Below are 19,932 nucleotides of genomic sequence, written 5' to 3'. Positions count from 1 at the left end.
AGTAGGCCAGGTGCCCCTCAGGGAGCCAGTCTTGCAAAGCATGGGGAAGCAGCATCTGTTGATGCTGATTGTAGGGGAGGTAGCTCGTCGTCATTAGACAAGTTTACCTCGTCCCCATTCCGATTGCATCAGTTTCTGCCGCGCAGACTCCTAGCCGGGCTTATATCTCGGTTTGTGCGGACGAAAAAAAACGCCCCGCGGGGCGTTTTTTTCCAGCGATATGGCAGGCTTATTTAGCCGACATCAGCGCCACCGTGGTATCCAGCATGCGGTTCGAGAAACCCCATTCGTTGTCGTACCACGACGATACTTTCACCAGGCGGCCCGATACCTTGGTCAGGGTCGAATCGAAATTCGACGACGCCGGGTTGTGGTTGAAGTCGATCGACACCAGCGGCTCGGTCTGGTATGTCAGGATGCCTTCCAGCGCGCCTTCGGCCGCGGCCTTCATCAGCGCGTTGACTTCGTCGACCGTGGTGTCGCGCTTGGCGATGAACGACAGGTCGACCAGCGACACGTTGATGGTCGGCACGCGAATGGCGAAACCGTCCAGCTTGCCGTTCAACTCGGGCAGCACCAGGCCGACCGCGGCGGCGGCGCCGGTCTTGGTCGGGATCATGCTCATCGTGGCCGAACGGGCGCGGCGCAGGTCTTCGTGCATCACGTCGGACAGCACCTGGTCGTTGGTGTAGGCGTGGATGGTGGTCATCAGGCCGGTTTCGATGCCGATGGCGTCGTTGAGCGGCTTGACCAGCGGCGCCAGGCAGTTGGTGGTGCAGGAGGCGTTCGAGATGACGGTGTCGCTCGACTTCAGCACGGCGTGGTTGACGCCGTAGACGATGGTGGCGTCGACGTCCTTGCCGCCCGGCGCCGAAATGATGACTTTCTTGGCGCCGCCGACCAGATGGGCCGAAGCCTTTTCCTTGGTGGTGAAGAAGCCGGTGCACTCGAGCACGACGTCCACGCCCAGCTCGCCCCACGGGATTTCCGCGGGATTGCGCTGCGCGAACACGCGGATGGTGTCGCCGTTGACGATCATGTTGTCGCCTTCGACCGTGACGGTGCCGGGGAACTTGCCGTGCGCCGTGTCGTAGCGCGTCAGGTGGGCGTTCGACTTGGCGTCGCCCAGGTCGTTGATCGCGACGATCTGGATGTCTTGCTTCTTGCCGCCTTCGTAGAATGCGCGCAAGACATTGCGGCCGATGCGGCCATAACCGTTAATTGCAACTTTGATCGTCATACTTTGCTCCTGATTAAAAAAATGAGGTACTTAGCACAAGGGCGCCGCATACGCGGCGCCCGTCACAGAAATTATGCGGCCAGAACGGATTTGACTTTCGCCACGACGTTCTCGACGGTGAAGCCGAAATGCTTGAACAGTACGCCGGCCGGGGCCGACTCGCCGAAGCTGTCGATGCCGACGACGGCGCCTTCCAGGCCGACATATTTATACCAGAAGCTGGTGACGCCGGCCTCGATGGCCACCCGCGGCACGCCTTTGGCCAATACGCCGGCCTTGTAGGCGGCGTCCTGGCGGTCGTAGACGTCGGTCGACGGCATCGACACCACGCGCACGGCGATGCCTTCGGCCGCCAGCGCGCTGGCCGCGGCCACCGCCAGTTCGACTTCGGAACCGGTGGCGATCAGGATCGCCTTGGCGTCGGCAACGTCGTTCAGGACGTAGCCGCCGCGGCTGATGTCGGCGATCTGCGCGCTCGAACGTTCCTGGTAAGGCAGGTTCTGGCGCGAGAAGATCAAGGTCGACGGGCCGTCCTGGCGTTTCACCGCCGCGCCCCACGCCGCCGCCGACTCAACGGTGTCGCACGGGCGCCAGTTGTCCAGGTTCGGGATCAGGCGCATCGACGAGATGTGCTCGACCGACTGGTGGGTCGGGCCGTCTTCGCCCAGGCCGATCGAGTCGTGGGTGAACACGAAAATCGAGCGCAGCTTCATCAGCGCGGCCATGCGCAGCGCGTTGCGGCTGTAGTCGGAGAAGGTCAGGAAGGTCGCGCCGAACGGGATATAGCCGCCGTGCAGAACGATGCCGTTCATGATCGCGCTCATGCCGAATTCGCGCACGCCGTAGTTGATATGGTTGCCCGGCTGGCCGGAGCGCAGCGCGACGCACTCTTTCCAGTTGGTCAGGTTGGAACCGGTCAGGTCGGCCGAGCCGCCGAGGAATTCCGGCAGCGCCGGCGCCAGCGCCTGGATGGCGTTCTGGCTGGCCTTGCGGGTGGCGATGTTTTCTTTTTTCTCGACGCAGGCGGCGATGGCGGCGGCCAGCACGTCGTCGAACGCGGCCGGCAGCTCGCCTTTCATGCGCCGCGTCAGCTCGCCCGCTTCGGCCGGGAAGGCGGCGGCGTAGGCGGCGAAGCTGGCGCTCCATTGGGCTTCGGCGGCGGCGCCGGCGGCTTTCGCGTCCCAGGCGGCGTAGACGTCGGCCGGCATCTCGAACGGCGCGGCGTCCCAGCCGATGTATTCGCGTACCGCGGCGATTTCCTTGTCGCCCAGCGCGGCGCCGTGCACCTTGTCGCCGCCTTGCAGGTTCGGCGAACCCTTGCCGATGACGGTCTTGCAGCAGATCAGGGTCGGCTTGGCCGAGGTCTTGGCGGCGGCGATGGCGGCGTCGACCGCGGCGACGTCGTGGCCGTCGACGGCGGCGATGACGTTCCAGCCGTAGGCTTCGAAGCGCTTCGGCGTGTCATCGGTGAACCAGCCCTCGACCTTGCCGTCGATCGAAATGCCGTTGTCGTCGTACAGCGCGATCAGCTTGTTCAAGCCCAGCGTGCCGGCCAGCGCGCACACTTCGTGGGAAATGCCTTCCATCAGGCAACCGTCGCCGAGGAAGGCGTAGGTGTAGTGGTCGACCACGTCGAAACCCGGGCGGTTGAACTCGGCCGCCAGCAGTTGCTCCGACAGCGCCATGCCGACCGCGTTGGCGATACCCTGGCCGAGCGGGCCGGTGGTCGTTTCCACGCCGGGCGTGACGTCCACTTCCGGGTGGCCCGGGGTTTTCGAGTGCATCTGGCGGAAGGCGCGCAGGTCGTCCATCGTCAACGCGTAGCCGCTCAGGTGCAGCAGCGCGTAGTGCAGCATCGAACCGTGGCCGTTCGACAGCAGGAAGCGGTCGCGGTTGATCCATTTCGGGTTGGCCGGGTTGTGGCTATAGTGCCCGCTCCACAGCGCGACGGCGATCTCGGCCATGCCCATCGGCATGCCCGGGTGGCCGGAATTGGCCTTTTGCACAGCGTCCATTGCCAGCGCGCGGATCGCGTTGGCCATTTTGGTGGTAGGGAGCGTAGATTTCATCGTGGTGTGGTCGATCGCGGAGTTTGAATTCGTTTGCAGTAGATCAAGCTACTTTCTGAGCTAAGTATTTTACCAGACCAAGTGTGTCCGAATTAAAATTGCACTGCAAAGCGGCGCGTTTTTGATGCCTGTTGCGCGCTTTTCCCCCGTTTTGGCCGCGCCCGGCGCCCCCCCCCGGGGCGGGCCGCCCCCACCCTTCTACACCAGGATTTTGCATGCCGCGTTTTTTCTGCCCACTCGCCCTCGCCATCGGCGCCACCGTCACCCTGCCCGAGGCCGTCGCCCACCATGTGCAAGTGGTGCGGCTGGCGCCGGGCGACGCCATCACCCTGTTCAACGGCGAGGGCGGCGAGTACACGGCGGTTCTGGCCAGCGTCGAGAAGCGCCGCGTGACGGCCGAGCTGAAGGCCTTCGCGCCGCGCGACACCGAGCTGGCCTACGCGGTGACGCTGGCGCAGGCGCTGCCGGAGGCGTCGAAGATGGACTGGATCGTCGAGAAGGCGATCGAACTGGGCGCGTCCGGCATCGCGCCGCTGTCGGCGCAGCGCTGCGTGGTGCGCCTGTCGGCCGAGCGGGCCGAGAAAAAGCACGCGCATTGGCAAGGCATCGTCGTCGCCGCCTCGGAGCAAAGCGGACGCAACCGGCTGGCGCAACTGGCGCCGTTGGACGATTTCCAGCGCTGGATCGCCCAGCAGGACATGCACCGGCGCATCATTCTCAGTCCGCGCGGCCAGCAGTCGCTGGCCGACTGGGCGCGCCACCAGCCGCCGCAGGCCGTCACGCTGATGGTCGGCCCGGAGGGCGGCTTCAGCGCCGCCGAGGAGGACGCCGCGCTGGCGCACGGCGCGCTGGCGCTGTCGATGGGAGCGCGCATCCTGCGCACCGAGACGGCCGGCCTGGCCGCGCTGGCCGCGCTGAACGCCTTGTGGGGTGGCATGTAATGAAGCGCCCGCCGCATCCCCGGATGCGGCGCTATCCCTACCAGGTGCACCAATAAAAAACCGCACAGAATCGGAATTCTGTGCGGTTTCGACGGCTTGCATCGACTAAGAGGCGTATGCGAAACATGCTGTCCTTGTTGGCTGGCCGCAGTGGCCGCCAATATGTCCAATGGATTTCTTACACACGCCTAAGCAAGGATGCCGAAGCAAGCCTTGCGTGTTGCCATACGACTTAGAAGAACTTGTAGTTTGCTCCGACGTAGAAGTAACGACCACGCACGTTGTACAAGTTGGCGAAACCCTGGGAACCGTATTGGTTGCCCGAACCCATGATGCTATACGGAGGCATGCGGTCTAACAAATTTTTGATACCGCCGGAGAAGGTCAGGCTCTTGTTCAAAGCGTACTGGCCGGTCATGTCGATCTCGGTATGCGAGGCGATTGAGCGCGTGCCGGCGGGGATTTTTTCGATCCGTTTGTCCGAATCGATCATATCGCCCGTGGTGCGGCCGATGAGCGCGGCGCTGACGGCGCCGTTTTCATAGCCAACGGTAAGCGTGTTGCGGTACTTTGGACTCTCAAAATTACCCAGGGCGCTCTGGCGCTCGCCGCCCGGGCTGTCCACCTTGTCGATCTTGGTGTACACCGTCGATGAGTTGCGCACGGTAAATTTACCGTAGGCGGTCTGCGGCGAGGTGTACCGCAGGTCGACGTCGACGCCTTCGATGTCCGTCGAGGCCAGATTTTGCAGGTTCATCAGAACCCGTGCCTCGCCGCCCTTGATCTCGTGGGTGCCGGCGGCGATCGCCTGCTCGAGCGTCGGCGTGTCGATTTCATTCTTCTTGTTGATGCGGAAGTAATCGATGCCGGCCGAGAAGGCGCTGACCGGGGAGAACACCACGCCCAGGTTGTAGGTCTTGCCCGTTTCAGGCTTCAGGTTCTTGTTCGAACCCGTCACTTCGTTGTACGGGAAGTTCGAGCAGGAGCCCGACAACGTCGGGAAGGCGTTGCACACGAGCGTATCGTCGGTCGAGTTGGCACCGGCTTCGACCGCGCCGTACATCTGCTTCAGCGACGGCGCCAGGAAACTGCCGGCGTACGAGGCGCGCACCATCAGGGTGCTCAACGGCTGGTAGCGCAGCGCCACTTTCGGGCTGGTTTTTTTACCGACGCTGGAGATGTCGTCGTAACGCAAAGCCACCTGGGCTTCGACGTTCTTCAGGAAGGGAATCGACAATTCGCCGAACACGCCCTTCGATTTGCGGCTGGCGTTCACCGCCGCCTGTTGGATGCTGCCGAACACCAGGCCATCCTTCTGGTTCTGGTCGGGGCTGTCGGTCAGCGCTTCCTTGATGTAGGAAAAACCGACCGCGTACGCCAGCGCGCCGCCGGCCAAGTCCATGATGGGCGCCGAGGCTTTGGCGTTCAGGTAGGTCATCTCGTTCTTGCCTTCGCGGTGCGGGCGCAGGCGGAACTTGTTGATCTCGGCTTCGGAGTTGGTGTTTTTCGACGGATCGATCAGGCCGGCGGCGATGGCCGCGTCCAACATTTCCGACTGGGCGTAGTTGCTGTCCTGGTTGCTCACCTTGCTGATGCCCTTGCCGAGCGCCACGTCCCAATCGATGCCGCGGCTGTTGCCCTCCAGGCCGGTGGCGAACTGGCTCAAGGAGCCTTTGCGGTCGGTGGTGCGCGGCCCCATTTGCATGAAGCGGCCGTTGACGTCCTGGCCGGCCCGGTTGGTGTAGACGCCAGGCGCCGGGTGGGCCAGGAAATGGTCTTTGTTTTCCGAATAGGTCAGCTCGGCGAACGCGCGGATGCTGTCGCTCACTTTCACGCTACCAAGCAACATGCCGCTGAAGCGGTCGGCGCCGTTAATCGTGGTCAACAAGGTTTTGTTGAAATCGAAGCGGCAGACGCCCTTGCTCAAATCTTCTGGCGCGCAAGGCACTTCCTGGCCGCCGCCAGCAATGTTGCCGTTGGGCGAATAGCCGCTGCGCCCGTCGATGCCGCCGAAGCGGCGGAAATCGGCCGAGCGCGTCAATTCGCGGTCCTTGGGGTAGATCGGATCGCGTTTAAAGACGTCGGCCGTGGCCAGGATATTGAAACCGGATTGATCGTAGTCGCCGACGCCGTAGACCAGGCTGGCGTTCTTTTCCTTGGCGTCCGAGCGCGAGCTCTGACCGTAGGAACCCTTCGCTTCCAAGCCCTGGTAATTCTTTTTGGTGATGAAGTTCATCACGCCGGCAACCGCGTCGGCGCCGTAGATGGCCGAGCCGCCGTCCTTCAGGATCTCGACGCGCTCAAGCGCGCTGACGGGAATCACGTTGACGTCGACGGCCGCGCCGGCGCCGCTGCCGTCGGCCATGGCGTTGGTGGGCAAACGACGGCCGTTCAGCAAGACCAGCACGTTGCGTTCGCTCAAACCGCGCATCTTGACGTTGCTGGTACCCGAGCCCCCGGGCGAGCTCGAGCTTAGTTCGCCGGCGTCGCCGATATCGATGGCGGCCAGATTCTTGATCAGTTCGGAGACGGTGGTCGAACCGGTGCGCAGGATGTCTTTCTTGGTGTAGATCTCGACTGGCGCGGCGGTTTCGGCGTCGACACGCTTAATCGCCGACCCGGTCACGATGACGCGCTGGACTTTTTCCCCATTGGCGTCCTGTGCCATGGCCGACGGTGCGACCGCGGCGGCCAAGGCAGCCGAGCTGAATGCGATTGTCAGGGCGCGTGCCAAAACTGTTTTTCTAAACATGTGATTTCCCAATTTATATGCTTTTCTGATAGATAAGCTGGTGTAAGTTTGTGGACTCATTACGTAGCATTACAGGATAGTAAAGTCTGGCCTCTTCCTATTTCCCAAGCCGCCGGTAAGCAGACTAGCTGATCAGACGCGATACAAAAATCCGCCTGATCAAGCTACCTATGGAAACATATCGAAACATTTACTGTCAACTAAGCACGTTGCTTTATGCGTAGAAACAACAGATGGTTGTCACACAATGACGTAAATCGTTATCTTCACCAAGTCGGTGCAGGCCCGCACAAAATTAAGCACCATAAATGCATCTACAAACAGCGGCAAAGTTCGGAACCAGCGTTTTCCGCGGGCGCGAACGCCACGCGCACGGGCGGTCTCGACGGGCCCGCCGCGCGGCGATCCGGCGGCGCCGTTTGATGGAGGTAAAATAGCGTCTTTGGCGCGCCCCGCCCGCTTGGCGGCTGGCGCCGGCGCCGCGCGCTCACCCCGCACACGCCGCTCACACTATCCGCCGGTCCGACGACCGGCGCAGAAATTCTCGGAAATATTGATTATGTTGCGACTCAACGAAGTAAAACTCCCGCTCGAGCACGACGAGGCGGCGCTGACCGGCGCCGTGCTGGCGCGCCTGGGCATCGGCGCCGAGGCGCTGCTCGGCTACACCATCTTCAAGCGTAGTTACGACGCCAGGAAGCGCAGCGCGGTGGTGCTGATTTACTCGCTCGACGTCGCCGTCGCCGACGAGGCCGCGCTGCTGGCGCGCCTGAAGCACGACGCCCACCTGGCGCCGGCGCCCGACACCGCCTACCGCTTCGTCGCCGGCGGCGAACGCGCCGCCGCCGGGGCGCGCGGCGAACGCCCGGTGGTCATCGGCACCGGCCCCTGCGGCCTGTTCGCGGCGCTGGTGCTGGCGCAGATGGGCTTGCGCCCTTTGATCCTCGAGCGCGGCAAGGAAGTGCGCGAGCGCACCGTCGACACCTTCGGCTTCTGGCGCAAGCGCGAACTGAACCCGGAGTCGAACGTGCAGTTCGGCGAGGGCGGCGCCGGCACCTTCTCGGACGGCAAGCTGTACAGCCAGATCAAGGACCCGAAGCACTACGGGCGCAAGGTCTTGACCGAGTTCGTCAAGGCCGGCGCGCCGGAGGAGATCATGTACGTCAGCAAACCGCACATTGGCACCTTCCGCCTGGTCAAAATGGTCGAGCAGATGCGCGCCAACATCGAGGCGATGGGCGGCGAATACCGCTTCAACAGCAAGGTCGTCGACATCGAGATCGAGCCGGGCCAGGACGGCGGCCAGGTGCGCGCCCTGACGCTGGCCGGCGGCGAGCGCATCGCCACGCGCCACGTCGTGCTGGCGATCGGCCACAGCGCCCGCGACACCTTTGAAATGCTCTACGAACGCGGCGTATACATCGAGGCCAAGCCGTTTTCGATCGGCTTCCGGGTCGAGCACCCGCAGTCGCTGATCGACAGCTGCCGCTTCGGCCCCAGCGCCGGCCACCCCATCCTCGGCGCCGCCGACTACAAGCTGGTGCACCACGCCACCAACGGCCGCTCGGTGTACAGTTTTTGCATGTGCCCGGGCGGCACCGTGGTGGCGGCGGCGTCCGAGCCGGGCCGCCTGGTCACCAACGGCATGAGCCAGTATTCGCGCAACGAGCGCAACGCCAACAGCGCCATCGTGGTCGGCATCACGCCGCTGGACTACCCGGGCCATCCGCTGGCCGGCATCGCCCTGCAGCGCGAGCTGGAGGAGCGCGCCTTCGCCCTGGGCGGCGGCAACTACGACGCCCCCGGCCAGCTGGTGGGCGACTTCGTCGCCGCGCGCGCCTCGACCGAGTTCGGCTCGGTGACGCCGTCGTACAAGCCGGCGGTGCGCCTGACCGACCTGGCGTCGGCGCTGCCGGAATACGCCATCGCGGCCATGCGCGAAGCCTTCCCGGCGTTCAACAAGCAGATCAAGGGTTACTACCAGGCCGACGCGGTGCTGACCGGGGTCGAGACGCGCACCTCGTCGCCGATCCGCATCAAACGCCGCGACGACGACCTGCAAAGCCTGAACACGCGCGGCCTGTTCCCGGCCGGCGAGGGCGCCGGTTACGCCGGCGGCATCCTGTCGGCGGCGGTCGACGGCATCAAGGTGGCCGAGGCGGTGGCGCTGGCGATGGCCGCCGGCTAGCGGCGCGCCGGCCCCGGACGAAAAAAAACGCCGCGAAGATCGCGGCGTTTTTTTTACGTCGGGCGGCGCCCGGACCGGCGCGCCGCTGGCGAACGGGGGCTTAGAACTTGTAGTTCGCCTTGGCGGTGAAGTAACGACCTTTGCCGCTATGCATGCTGGCGTTGAAGCCGCCAATCTGCGTGGTGTTGGAGTTCGGATCGAACGGCGCCTTCGAGTCCAGCAAATTCTGGACGTTGAAGCCCATCGTCAGCTGTTTCGAGTAGGCGTAGCTATAGGCCATGTCGACCGTGGTCCAGGCGCTGACTTTGCAGTCGGCGTGGTCCTTGGCGTACAGCGGCACGCTGGCGGCGCGGCCGTATTCGCAATACGGCTTCTCGTAGGCAACCACCTTGCCGGTCTCCTCGTCGGTGGCGTAGCGGGCGATCAGCGACACGCCGCCGATGTAGTTGACGGTGCCGGTCAGGCTGTGCGGACCGAACGACCAGTTGGTCGACAGGCTGCCTTTCAGGCGCGGCAGGTCGCCGACGCTGGTGGTGTCGTTGCTGACGGCGCCGTTGGTGCCGACCAGTTCATACGCCGGGTCGTTCGCGCCGCCGGCCTTTTTGTACGACAGCATGTAGCTGGCGTTCAGGCGGCTGCTCAGCTTGCCGTACTGGCCCAGCGAGTTGCGCATTGCCAATTCCAGATCGAGGCCGCTGGTGTCGGTGCGGCCGGCGTTGATGTAAGGCGTTTGCACGCTGATCAACGGACCCGAGTTGGGGATCAGCACGCCGTTGGCGTCGCGCAACCAGGTACCCTGGTTTTGGTTGCGGCTGACGTATTTCGCGTATGCCGGATCGTCGATGACGGTGGCCGACGAGATCAGGTCGACTTCCTTCTCTTTCTTGATTCTGTAGTAATCAAGCAAGATGTCGATCGAATTGATCGGCGAGTACACCAGTCCCAGCGTGAAGCTCTTGGCGGTTTCCGGCTTCAAGTCCGGATTGGCCGCGGCGATGCCGGAGAAGCTGCGGTTGCAATCGAGCGTGTCGGCGCCCGGCTTATCGCAGCGCAGCTTGTCGACGTAGTTGTTGACGAAGTACTGGGTGCTGCCGTTGACCATCTGGGTCAGCGACGGCGCGCGGAAACCGGTCGAATAGGTGCCGCGCACGGCCAGGTTCGGCAGAATCGTCCATTTCGCGCCGACCTTCGGCGTGACTTTGCCTTTGAAGCCCTGGTATTTGTCGTAGCGCCCGGCAAATTCCATTTCCAGCGACTTGAAGAACGGCGTGCGCAATTCGATGAAGGTCGAGCCGACGTTGCGCGACGCCTCGGCGAAGGTGTTGGCGATGCCGACCATCTGGCCCGTCACGCTGAGCGGATCGGGACGCAGGGACATGGTTTCGTGCTTCGCTTCGACGCCCACGGCCAAGCCGATTTTACCGCCCGGCAAAGAACCCAATTCGGTCGCGCCCTTCAAGTCCCACTGGGTGATGGTGGAGTCGCCGTCCAGGGTGACGTTGCGGATCAGGTTGGGGTCTTTGATGATCGTTGCCAACGGGACGTTGTTTTTGTACAGCTTTTCAATCGTCGGCAAATGGACGAAACCGTTGCTGATCTGCGAGCGCTCCGACTTGTTGTACAGCAGGCCGGTATCCCAGTCCCAGTTGAAGTTGCTGCCCTTCAAGCCCGCCAGCAGGCGCGTTGCCGAGTTGGTGTTTTCGCTGCCGCCGATGCTGTCGGTGAAGCGGTAGGCCACCGCCACCCGCTGCGGTTTGGCGCTGTTGTTGGTCGGATTGTCTGGATGGCCCACCGGCAAAATCGGCTGGAACGGTGTACCGGCGCCCTGGGCCGGGAACACCGTGGTCAGCACGCGCCCGCTCATGCTGCGCGGCGAGCCGCTGTATTGCAGCTTGGAGCGATTGTAGGTCGCTTCGCTGAACGCGGTCAGCGTCGACGAGACCTTGAACTCGCCGCGCAACAGCACGCTGGCGGCGTCGCTCTGGCCTTGCGCGTCTTCGAAATTCGCGTTGTCGAAATTGCAGAATTTTTTGCCGATCAGCGGATCGTTGGCGCGCATCGGCACCAGCGCGGTCGAACCGGTGCGCAGTTGCGATGGATCGCAACCGAGGTCGGCGCCGGCGTAGGTGCCGAACACGCCGCTACCCGGTTTCGCTTCCTTGTAGAACACCGGGTGGCCGCTGACGCCGCTGAAGAAATTGCTCAGACGGCCGTGGATGGCGCGGTATTCGTCGGTGCGCACGCCGCGCGCGTCGTCGATCGAGGCGCGCTGGCGTTGCGACAGGTCGACCGAGCCGAAGACGTTGTAGCCGTCCTTGTCCAGGTCGCCGAAACCGAAGGCGCCGTTGACGGTGGAGCGGCCGAAATTGCCGCGCGCGTCGCTGCTGGTGTCGGCCGACAGTTCGGCGCCGTGGTAGTCGCTGCGGGTGATGAAGTTGATCACGCCGGCGATCGCGTCGGAACCGTAGACGGCCGAGGCGCCGTCCTTCAGCACTTCAACGCGTTCGATCGCCGACAGCGGGATCGAGTTCAAGTCGTACTGGGTCGACTGGCCGGCGTTCGGATCGGCGTAGGCGCTCGGGGCGATGCGGCGCCCGTTCAGCAGCACCAGCGTCGAGGCCGAACCCAGGCCGCGCATCGACGCGGTCGCCAGCCCCTTCGAGAAACCGCCGTCGCGGGCGTCGACCTGGTTGCTCGAACCGAGCGCAGGCAGCTTGCTCATCAGGTCGGCCACGCTGACCGCGCCCGATTGCTGAATTTCCTTCTTGGTGATCAATTGCATCGGCGACGTGCCTTCCGAGGCCGTGCGCTTGATGTTCGAACCGGTCACGATGACCCGTTCCATCGCCACTTCTTCGGCGGCGATGGCGCCATGGACGAAACCGACACAGCCCATCAACGCGATGGCCTTGGCAATCATACTTTTTTGCATGTCCCACACTCCAAATAATTGCTAAAAATAATCAACAAAAATGAGAATGATCGGTTCAAGCCTATTCCATTGTTCCGCCCGGCGTTGCGCACCGAAGCACACTGCGGGGCCGAGGAGCAGGATTGGTGGCTGGATTCGATCATCTGCACTGCCTGCACGATGTAAAACGCCGGGCTGTTGTCGCTGCGGCAACAGCACACAATGACCAAAAGCTCAACATTTCTTACACGGAGGCCATTATGGAGCGAAAGCGACGGGCGCGGGGGAGGCCGAAGGGAGGCGGCAAATCAAAAAATCCGCAATTGGGCGAATATTCTGTTATTCCTAAAAAAAACATTGAATGTTTTGCAAAAAATCAAATGACCGTATGAATATTGTAGCCAATACGCAACAACAATGCGCATAGTGGCCGCGCCGGGGCGCCGTGTGGCGCCGGGCGCGGACGGCTCAGGCCGGCGGCAGCGGCAGGCGCACGTGGATGCGGCAGCCGGGCCCGGCGCCGCCGTCGAGCGCCACCTGGCCGCCGAGCTGGTGCACGATGGTGTAGACGATGTGCATGCCCAGGCCGGAACCGCCCTGCCCGCGCTTGGTGGTGAAGAAGGGTTCGAAGACGCGCTCGCGGATGCCGGGCGCCAGGCCGACGCCGTCGTCGGCGAAGTCGAGCAGCAGCCACGCCGCGGCCGGGTCGGCGGCGTCGACGCGGCCGGCAATCGTCACCAGCCCCGGCCCGCCCTGCGGATAGCCGTGCTTGGCGGCGTTCATCAACAAATTCGACAACACCTGCGAGACCTTGCCGGCCGCCAGCCGCACCCGGCTGTCCGGGGCGATCAACAGCTCGACCTTGATGCCGGCCTTGCGCAGCTCCGGGCTGTGCGCCGACACCACGCCGTGCACATACTCGCGCAGCGCCAGCTCGGTGACGTGCTCGCTGGCCTGGTCCACCGCCAGTTGTTTGAAGTTGCCGATCAGCTCGGCGGCGCGCGCCAGGTTTTGCTCGACCAGCCCGGCCGCGGCCTTGAGCCGGCCGGCCAGCTCGGCCAGCTCGGCGCGGCTGACCTTGTCGCCGCCCAGCGTGGCGATCAGCTTGTCGGCGTAGCTGCTCAGCCCCGACGCCGCCGTCACCGCCACGCCGATCGGCGTGTTGACCTCGTGCGCGACGCCGGCCACCAGCGCGCCCAGCGCCGCCATCTTTTCCTGCTCGACCAGGTTGGCCTGGGCCGCGCGCAGCGCCTCGGTGCGCTGCGCAACCTTCAGTTCGAGCAGCGCCTCGCGGTCCTGGTGCTGCAGCTCGGCGGCGCCGCGGGCGGCGAAGATCGACAGCAGCGACAACGCCAGCAGGCGCTTGTTCTCGTCGATCTCCTTGGTGTCGATGGCCGACAGGATGCCCAGCGTCTTGCCCTCGGTGTCGATCATCGGCATCCCGATATAGCTCTCGGCGCCCATGTCGACCAGCAGCGTGTCCTGCGGATAGTCGGCCTGGATGCCGCAGCCGTGGAAGCACATGGTCTGGTCGGTGACGTCCTGGCACGGCGTGTGCCGCAGGCTGTATTCCATGTTCGGCAGGTAGTCGGCGCCGCCCCACACCGCCAGCGTGCGGATGCCCTCGCCGCCGTCGGCCTGCTCGATGACGCGCCCGGCGATGACGTAGGTGACGTCGAGCGCCAGGGCCAGGTCGCGCACCAGAATGCGCAGGAAGTCGTCGCCGCGGGCGCGCGCGGTCGACGCCGTGATCGAGCGCAGCGCCGCCTCGGCCAGGGTGCGGCGTTCGTCGGCGTCGAACAGCGCGCGGTGCTCGCCGCCGTCGGGGTCGGCCTGCTTGGCCGGTGTGTTCAAGTCCATCGTAGGCTCCTGCGCAGCGCGCGTGAATTGGCGGTATAAAGCTTGAATCGTCTACATTAATCCGGCGGCAGGCGCAGGTACAGCGCGCGCAGCCAGTCGAGCCGCTCGAACAGGTGCGCCACCAGGTCCGGCGCGAAGCGCTTGCCGCTTTCCTCGCGCACCTGGCGCAGCGTGTGTTCCAGCGACCAGGCTTGGCGGTAGCTGCGCGGGCTGACCATGGCGTCGATAAAGTCGGCCAGGGCGGTGATGCGCGCGGCCAGGCCGATCTGTTCGCCGGCCAGCGCGCGCGGGTAGCCGCCGCCGTCCCAGCGCTCGTGGTGTTCGTGGGCGATGGCGGCCGCCAATTGCAGCACCGGCCGCGGCGAGCGCGCCAGCATGTCGCGCCCGATGCCCGTATGGCGGCGCATCAGCTGCCACTGCTCGGCGTCGAGCGGACCGGGCGCGTGCAGCATGGCGTCGGGCACGCCGCAGTGGCCGGCGTCGTGCAGCGGCGCGGCCAGGCGCAGCTGGCGCACGGCCGCCGGCGCCATGCCGGCGGCGGCGCCGAGCATCGCGGCGATCGCGCCGACCCGCTCGGCGTGCGCGCCGGGCGCGGCCGAACGCCGCCCGAGCGCCTCGCCGAGGATCGCCACGGTGGCTTCCTGGGTCGCCTCGAGCTCTTCGCGCTGCAGCAGTTTTTCATAGGTGATGGCGACGTTGGCGGCGAAGGCGGCCAGCGTCTCGCGCGCGTCGGCGCCGATCGGCTCGGCGAAGGCCATGTACAGGAAGCTTTCGTTGCCGTCGCCGGTGCGGTGGTAGCTCAGGTGGTGCAACTCGCCCTGGTGGCCGCGCCGCTCGGCCATTGCGCGCTCGAAGGCGGCGCGCACCGGCCCCGGCAGATGGTCCAGGCTGGTCTGCGGCGCCAGGCCGGCGTAGGCCGGCGTGACGGCCAGCACGCGCATGCCGTCGTCGAGCCGGGCGGCGGCGAAGGTGCCGAGGCGGCCGGCGCAGACGCCCTCGCCGTCCTGGCCCAGCAACGCGCCGGCCTGGGCCAGCACCGCCGAGCAAAAGCCGCGCAGGTTGTCGGCGTCGCAGACGGCGGTGATCGCCTCGATCGAACGGCGCAGGCCGTCCCTGGCGCGCTGCAGGCGCATCAGGTCGCGGTAGCCGCGCAACGCCGAGTAGAACACGGTGCTCAGCTTGCCGTGCGTGAGTTCGGTCTTTTCGCGGTAGTCGTTGATGTCGTAGTTGCGGATCACGTATTCCTGCGGCGCCTGGCCGGGCTGGCCGGTGCGCAGCACGATGCGTACGCTGTGGTTGTGCAGCTCGTCGCGGATGAAGCGCACCAGGTCCAGCCCGGCGTGCTCGTGCTCCATGACGACGTCGAGCAGGATCAGCGCGACGTCGCCGCCCTGCGCCAGCGCGGCGCCGGCCTCGGCCGCCGAATAGCAACTGCTGAACTGCACGCCGCGCCCGTCGAAGCTGAAGTCCGACATCACCAGCCGGGTTACCTGGTGCACCGATTCCTCGTCGTCGACGATCATCACCTGCCACGGCGGCGGCGCGGCGCACTTGGCCTGCGGCGCCTCGTCGTCTTCGAACAACATCTCGTCTGTCATGGATCTTCCTTGGTGCGCGGCCGCGACGGCCCGATGGACAAGATGGTGCGAGCAAGCCACTGCGCCCATGCGGTCATTGTACATCCTACTGTTGTTGTAATTGACACGGCCGCGGCGTTTTTTTAGAGCCAGCCGGAGCGCCGGAAACGGTAGTACAGATAGCCCGACACCGAGAACATCGCCAGCACCGCCGCCGGATAGCCGTATTTCCACTTCAGCTCGGGCATGACGTCGAAGTTCATGCCCCAGACGCCGGCGAAGGCGGTGAAGATGGCGAAGATCGCGGCCCAGGCCGCCAGGCGCTTGTTGACCTCGCTCTCGTCGATCGCCACCATCGACAGGTTGACCTGGATCGCCGTGCTGACGGTGTCGCGGATGGTGTCGAGGGTGCCGCTGATGCGGTGCAAATGGTCGTGCACGTCGCGGAAGTATTCCTGGGTGTCGCCGCACAGCGCCGGCACGCGCCCGCCGTGCAGCTTGCCGACGGCCTCCATCAGCGGCGCGACGACGTGGCGCAGCACCATGATCTTGCGTTTGAGCTGGTACAGCCGCTCGATGTTGTCGCGCTCGGCGCCGCGGGCGAAGATGCGGTCCTCGATCAGTTCGAGTTCGCTCTCGAGCGCGTCGACCACCGGGAAATAGCGGTCGACGACCGCGTCCATCAGCGCGTAGAAGACGAAGGCCGAGCCCTTCGACAGCAGGTGCGGTTCGCGCTCGGCGCGCGCGCGCACGCCGAGGAAGCCCTGCGAGCTGTGGCTGCCGCGCACCGACAGCACATAGTTGGCGCCGACGAAAATGTCGACTTCGCCGAGCACCAGCGCGTCGCCGACCAGCTCGACCGTCTGCACCACGGCGAACAGCGAATCGCCGTATTCCTCGATCTTCGGGCGCTGGTGGCCGCGGCGGGCGTCCTCGACGGCCAATTCGTGCAGGCAGAACTCCTCCTGCATCTGGGCCAGCTCGGCGGGCTGGGCGTCGAGCAAGGCGACCCAGACGAAGCAATCGGGCCGCTCGACGAAATCGCTGATCGCCTCGACCGGGATGTCCGCCAGTTTTTTGCCGTCCTGGTAGGCCACGCAGTTAATCAACATACTGTTTCCATGAAAAACGGGGCACGCCGCCCCTGCAGCCGAGAGCTTACCTGATCGCGGCAAGTTTGCGCAGTGCAAGATGGAGGGGGACGTGGCCGCTACGGTAAATTTCCGCGGGTCGGATGCGCGTCGGCGCCAGCCGACGCCGGGCCGCGCGTAGTCATAGCGCACCCGCTTGCGGCATTCGACCGCGCCGGCCCGCCGGCGGCGGCGCCGACACGCGCCGGCGCGCGACCTGGACCGGCGCTGCGCTAGTCGTCCTTGGCGCCGTCGATGCCCAGCTCGGCGATCTTGCGCGTGATGGTGTTGCGGCCGATACCCAGGCGCACCGCGGCGTCGTTCTTGCGCCCGTGCGTGTGGCGCAGCGCGGTCTTGATCAGCGCCGACTCGAACTGCCGGCCCAGCACCGCCATGACCTCTTGCTGGCCGCCGGCGAGCATCGCGGCGGCCTGCAACTCCAGCAGGCCGAGCCAGCCCGGCGGCGTGCCGTTGCCGGACGCGGCGGCGTCGAACACCACCCCGCCGGCCGGCGCGTGCGCGCCCGCGGCCTCGGGCGCGGTGGCGAGCGGCGCCGCGGGCGGCGCGGCGCCGCCCTCGTGCCCCTGGGTCAGTTCCGGCGGCAAGTCCTTGACTTCCACGCTCTGGCCCGGCGCCATCACGGTGATCCAGTTGCACAGGTTTTCCAGCTGGCGCACATTGCCCGGCAGGTCCAGTCCGGTGAGGAACTGCACCGTCGCCTCGCTCATGCGCTTGGCCTCGACGCCCAGTTGGCGCGCGCTCTGCACCAGGAAGTGGCGCACCAAAATAGGGATATCCTCGCGCCGCTCCCTCAAACTGGGCAGGCGCAGGCGGATGACGTTGAGGCGGTGGTACAAGTCCTCGCGGAACAGGCCGTCGCGCACGCGCTGCTCCAGGTTCTGGTGCGTCGCCGTGATGACGCGCACGTTGGCCTTCAAGGGCTGGTGGCCGCCGACGCGATAGAAGTGGCCGTCCGACAAGACCCGCAGCAGCCGGGTCTGCAGGTCGAAGGGCATGTCGCCGATTTCGTCGAGGAACAGGGTGCCGTTCTCGGCCTGTTCGAAGCGGCCGCGCCGGCTGGTCTGGGCGCCGGTGAAGGCGCCGCGCTCGTGGCCGAACAATTCCGATTCCAGCAAGTCCTTCGGAATGGCGGCGGTGTTCAGGGCGATGAACGGTTGCTGCGCGCGCGGGCTGTGCTTGTGCAGCGCGCGCGCGACCAGTTCCTTGCCGGTGCCGGACTCGCCGGTGATGAGCACCGTCACGTTCGACTGCGACAGCCGGCCGATGGCGCGGAACACTTCCTGCATGGCGGCGGCCTGGCCGAGGATTTCCGGGGTCTCGCTGGGACCGGACTCGACGCTGGTCTCGCGCAGGCTCTCGTCGAGGGCGCGGCGGATCAGCTCGACGGCCTTGTCGATGTCGAAGGGCTTGGCCAGGTATTCGAAGGCGCCGCCCTGGAAGGCGGCGACCGCCGAGTCGAGGTCGGAGAAGGCGGTGATGATGATCACCGGCAGGCCGGGGAAGCGGCCCTTGACGGTTTGCAGCAGGTCCAGCCCGGAGGCGCCCGGCATGCGGATGTCCGACACCAGCACCTGCGGGGTGTCGAATTCCAGCGCGGCGATGGCGTCGCGCGCGTTGGCAAAACTCTTGGTGGCGAGGTTTTCCCGCGCCAGCGCTTTTTCCAGCACCCAGCGGATCGATTCGTCGTCGTCAACTATCCAGATTGGCTTCATGTGTATGTGCGTCCCGCAATATGGATTCATTTGGGATACGGACCAGGCGCCGCCCCGCGCCGCCTAGGGAAGCGGCAGGACGATCCTGAAATCGGTATATCCTGGCCGGCTCTCGCACTCGATCACGCCCATATGCTGCTGCACGAAAGTTTGCGCCAGTGTCAGCCCCAAACCGCTGCCGCCCTCCCGTCCCGACACCAGCGGGTAGAAAATACGGTCGCGGATCTGGGGCGAGATGCCCGGTCCATTGTCAATGATATGCAAGTCTAATGCCAGGTTGTAGCGCACCTTCGCCAGCGTCACCTGGCGCGCCACCCGGGTCTTGAAAACCAGCTCGGCGTCGCCCGCCTCGATGCGCTCGGACAGCGCCTGGGCGGCGTTGTGGGCGATGTTGAGCACGGTCTGGATCAGTTGTTCCTTGTCGCCGCGGAACTCGGGAATCGAGGCGTCGTAGTCGCGCCGGATGCTCAGGCCGCTGGGGAACTCGGCCAGGATCAGGCTGCGCACCCGCTCGCACACTTCGTGGATGTTGACGTCGCCGACGATGTGCGGGCGGCGGTGCGGCGCCAGCAGCCGGTCGACCAGGGTTTGCAGGCGGTCGGCCTCCTTGATGATGACCTGGGTGTACTCGCGCAAGGCGCCCAGGTGCAGCGCCGGCAGCTCCAGTTCCAGCAACTGGGCGGCGCCGCGGATGCCGCCCAGCGGGTTCTTGATCTCGTGCGCCAGGTTGCGGATCAACTCCTTGTTGACCTGGCTCTGGTCGAGGATGCGCTCCTCGCGGTCGAGCTTGAGCTGCTGGACGTTCTCGCGCAGCTCGATCAGGATGGTGCCGGCGGCGTCGTCGAGCGCGCTGATGATGCTGTGCACGTGCAGCGCCTCGCGCCCGGGCCGCTCCAGCGTCAGGTCCTGGCGCATGTCGGCGAACTTGTGCTCGAGCGCCTGGACGCAGATGCCGGCCAGTTCGTCGGGGTTGCTGAACAGCGAGGTCAGCCTCTGGCGCGAGAGCGCCTTGAGCGAACTCTCCAGCAGGTTCTCGGCGGCCGCGTTGGCGTAGCTGATGCGGCCCTCGGCGTCGAGCAAGACCACGGCCGAGGCCAGGATGTCCAGGCCGGCCAGCTTGTGGTTAACTAGTGTCATCGGATATTCGCGATCTCGCGTTTCAAGGCCTCGACGTTCTTTTCGGCGCGGCCCACGTTGTCCTTCATTTGCGCCACCCGCTCCAGGTACTTGGCGTAGTTGCGCTCGTTGCCATGGCGCTCGGGCTCGCCGCCGTTGTACTCCAGCTTCAGCGCGGCCAGTTTTTGCTCCTCGGCGCGCAGTTCGTCGAGCAGGATCTGGCGCCGGTCGTTGTCGCGCGCCTTCTGGGCGCCGCTGTCGACCTTGGGAAAATCGGCCGGCGTCGACATCGTCGGGGCCGGCGCGGCGGCGCCGCCGCCGGCGCGGGGGGGGGGGGGTAGGGGGAGGGGGGAGGGGGGGGGGGGAGGGGGGGGGGGGGGGGGGAGGAGAGGAGAGAGGAGCGGGGTCCGCATGC

General features: G+C 65.4%; 13 protein-coding genes. 3 read left to right on the top strand and 10 right to left on the bottom strand.

Features of this window, described 5'->3' with window-relative positions:
* Positions 1-229: 229 nt before the first annotated feature.
* Together gap and tkt are read right to left on the bottom strand one after the other, a co-directional pair.
* Positions 230-1,240: a type I glyceraldehyde-3-phosphate dehydrogenase gene (gene gap / locus ACFDR9_RS21335; RefSeq protein WP_017878623.1), complete on the bottom strand. Its 1,011-nt coding sequence runs from the start codon at positions 1,238-1,240 to the stop codon at positions 230-232.
* A gap of 71 nt (positions 1,241-1,311) precedes the next feature.
* Positions 1,312-3,309 carry a transketolase gene (tkt, locus tag ACFDR9_RS21330; RefSeq protein ID WP_327076143.1) on the bottom strand — a complete coding sequence of 666 codons (1,998 nt, stop codon included), beginning with the start codon at positions 3,307-3,309 and terminating at the stop codon, positions 1,312-1,314.
* Positions 3,310-3,524: 215 nt separating this feature from the next.
* Here tkt and ACFDR9_RS21325 point away from each other — a divergent pair, with 215 nt between their 5' ends.
* On the top strand, positions 3,525-4,250 hold the full coding sequence (locus ACFDR9_RS21325) for a 16S rRNA (uracil(1498)-N(3))-methyltransferase (RefSeq protein WP_017878621.1): 726 nt from the start codon (positions 3,525-3,527) through the stop codon (positions 4,248-4,250).
* A 232-nt stretch (positions 4,251-4,482) separates the two neighbouring features.
* Here ACFDR9_RS21325 and ACFDR9_RS21320 read toward each other — a convergent pair whose 3' ends face one another.
* Positions 4,483-6,918: a TonB-dependent receptor gene (locus ACFDR9_RS21320; RefSeq protein ID WP_409032268.1), complete on the bottom strand. Its 2,436-nt coding sequence runs from the start codon at positions 6,916-6,918 to the stop codon at positions 4,483-4,485.
* 643 nt (positions 6,919-7,561) lie between these two features.
* On the opposite strand from ACFDR9_RS21320, the gene ACFDR9_RS21315 reads away from it, so the two are divergent.
* The gene (locus ACFDR9_RS21315; protein WP_017878619.1) at positions 7,562-9,190 is read left to right on the top strand and encodes an NAD(P)/FAD-dependent oxidoreductase; all 1,629 of its coding nucleotides are present in this window, start codon (positions 7,562-7,564) and stop codon (positions 9,188-9,190) included.
* 100 nt (positions 9,191-9,290) lie between these two features.
* On the opposite strand, the gene ACFDR9_RS21310 is transcribed toward ACFDR9_RS21315, so the two are convergent.
* On the bottom strand, positions 9,291-12,122 hold the full coding sequence (locus ACFDR9_RS21310) for a TonB-dependent receptor (protein WP_327076145.1): 2,832 nt from the start codon (positions 12,120-12,122) through the stop codon (positions 9,291-9,293).
* A gap of 125 nt (positions 12,123-12,247) precedes the next feature.
* Between ACFDR9_RS21310 and ACFDR9_RS21305 the strand changes: the two genes are divergently transcribed.
* Positions 12,248-12,493: a hypothetical protein gene (locus tag ACFDR9_RS21305; protein WP_327076146.1), complete on the top strand. Its 246-nt coding sequence runs from the start codon at positions 12,248-12,250 to the stop codon at positions 12,491-12,493.
* A 76-nt stretch (positions 12,494-12,569) separates the two neighbouring features.
* Here ACFDR9_RS21305 and ACFDR9_RS21300 read toward each other — a convergent pair whose 3' ends face one another.
* The 6 genes from ACFDR9_RS21300 to ACFDR9_RS21275 all read right to left on the bottom strand — a co-directional run bounded on the left by ACFDR9_RS21300 (position 12,570) and on the right by ACFDR9_RS21275 (position 19,930).
* Positions 12,570-13,961, bottom strand: a complete 1,392-nt coding sequence (locus tag ACFDR9_RS21300; protein ID WP_327076147.1) for a HAMP domain-containing sensor histidine kinase — start codon at positions 13,959-13,961, stop codon at positions 12,570-12,572.
* A 56-nt stretch (positions 13,962-14,017) separates the two neighbouring features.
* On the bottom strand, positions 14,018-15,559 hold the full coding sequence (locus ACFDR9_RS21295; RefSeq protein ID WP_327076148.1) for an HD domain-containing phosphohydrolase: 1,542 nt from the start codon (positions 15,557-15,559) through the stop codon (positions 14,018-14,020).
* Between the two features lie 122 nt (positions 15,560-15,681).
* Positions 15,682-16,650, bottom strand: a complete 969-nt coding sequence (corA, locus tag ACFDR9_RS21290; RefSeq protein WP_327076149.1) for a magnesium/cobalt transporter CorA — start codon at positions 16,648-16,650, stop codon at positions 15,682-15,684.
* Between the two features lie 251 nt (positions 16,651-16,901).
* Entirely contained in the window at positions 16,902-18,401 is a 1,500-nt protein-coding gene (gene ntrC, locus ACFDR9_RS21285) for a nitrogen regulation protein NR(I) (RefSeq protein ID WP_327076150.1), read from the bottom strand.
* Positions 18,402-18,464: 63 nt separating this feature from the next.
* Entirely contained in the window at positions 18,465-19,538 is a 1,074-nt protein-coding gene (gene glnL / locus ACFDR9_RS21280) for a nitrogen regulation protein NR(II) (protein ID WP_327076151.1), read from the bottom strand.
* Entirely contained in the window at positions 19,535-19,930 is a 396-nt protein-coding gene (locus ACFDR9_RS21275) for a DUF4124 domain-containing protein (RefSeq protein ID WP_409032267.1), read from the bottom strand. Before ACFDR9_RS21275 ends, glnL begins: the two co-directional genes overlap by 4 nt.
* Positions 19,931-19,932 lie beyond the last annotated feature (2 nt).

Source organism: Janthinobacterium sp. CG_23.3 (genome assembly GCF_046115965.1).
In the GTDB taxonomy this organism is placed as follows: domain Bacteria; phylum Pseudomonadota; class Gammaproteobacteria; order Burkholderiales; family Burkholderiaceae_D; genus Janthinobacterium.
This window is presented reverse-complemented; position numbering and strand designations above follow the sequence as displayed.

Bases quoted from the DNA above. Each gene is read 5' to 3' on its own strand.
- ACFDR9_RS21320 (WP_409032268.1), bottom strand. From the start codon at position 6,918: ATGGCACAGGACGCCAATGGGGAAAAAGTCCAGCGCGTCATCGTGACC.
- ACFDR9_RS21300 (WP_327076147.1), bottom strand. From the start codon at position 13,961: ATGGACTTGAACACACCGGCCAAGCAGGCCGACCCCGACGGCGGCGAG.
- gap (WP_017878623.1), bottom strand. From the start codon at position 1,240: ATGACGATCAAAGTTGCAATTAACGGTTATGGCCGCATCGGCCGCAAT.
- ACFDR9_RS21310 (WP_327076145.1), bottom strand. From the start codon at position 12,122: ATGCAAAAAAGTATGATTGCCAAGGCCATCGCGTTGATGGGCTGTGTC.
- tkt (WP_327076143.1), bottom strand. From the start codon at position 3,309: ATGAAATCTACGCTCCCTACCACCAAAATGGCCAACGCGATCCGCGCG.
- ACFDR9_RS21295 (WP_327076148.1), bottom strand. From the start codon at position 15,559: ATGACAGACGAGATGTTGTTCGAAGACGACGAGGCGCCGCAGGCCAAG.
- ACFDR9_RS21325 (WP_017878621.1), top strand. From the start codon at position 3,525: ATGCCGCGTTTTTTCTGCCCACTCGCCCTCGCCATCGGCGCCACCGTC.
- glnL (WP_327076151.1), bottom strand. From the start codon at position 19,538: ATGACACTAGTTAACCACAAGCTGGCCGGCCTGGACATCCTGGCCTCG.
- corA (WP_327076149.1), bottom strand. From the start codon at position 16,650: ATGTTGATTAACTGCGTGGCCTACCAGGACGGCAAAAAACTGGCGGAC.
- ntrC (WP_327076150.1), bottom strand. From the start codon at position 18,401: ATGAAGCCAATCTGGATAGTTGACGACGACGAATCGATCCGCTGGGTG.
- ACFDR9_RS21275 (WP_409032267.1), bottom strand. From the start codon at position 19,930: ATGCGGACCCCGCTCCTCTCTCCTCTCCTCCCCCCCCCCCCCCCCCCT.
- ACFDR9_RS21315 (WP_017878619.1), top strand. From the start codon at position 7,562: ATGTTGCGACTCAACGAAGTAAAACTCCCGCTCGAGCACGACGAGGCG.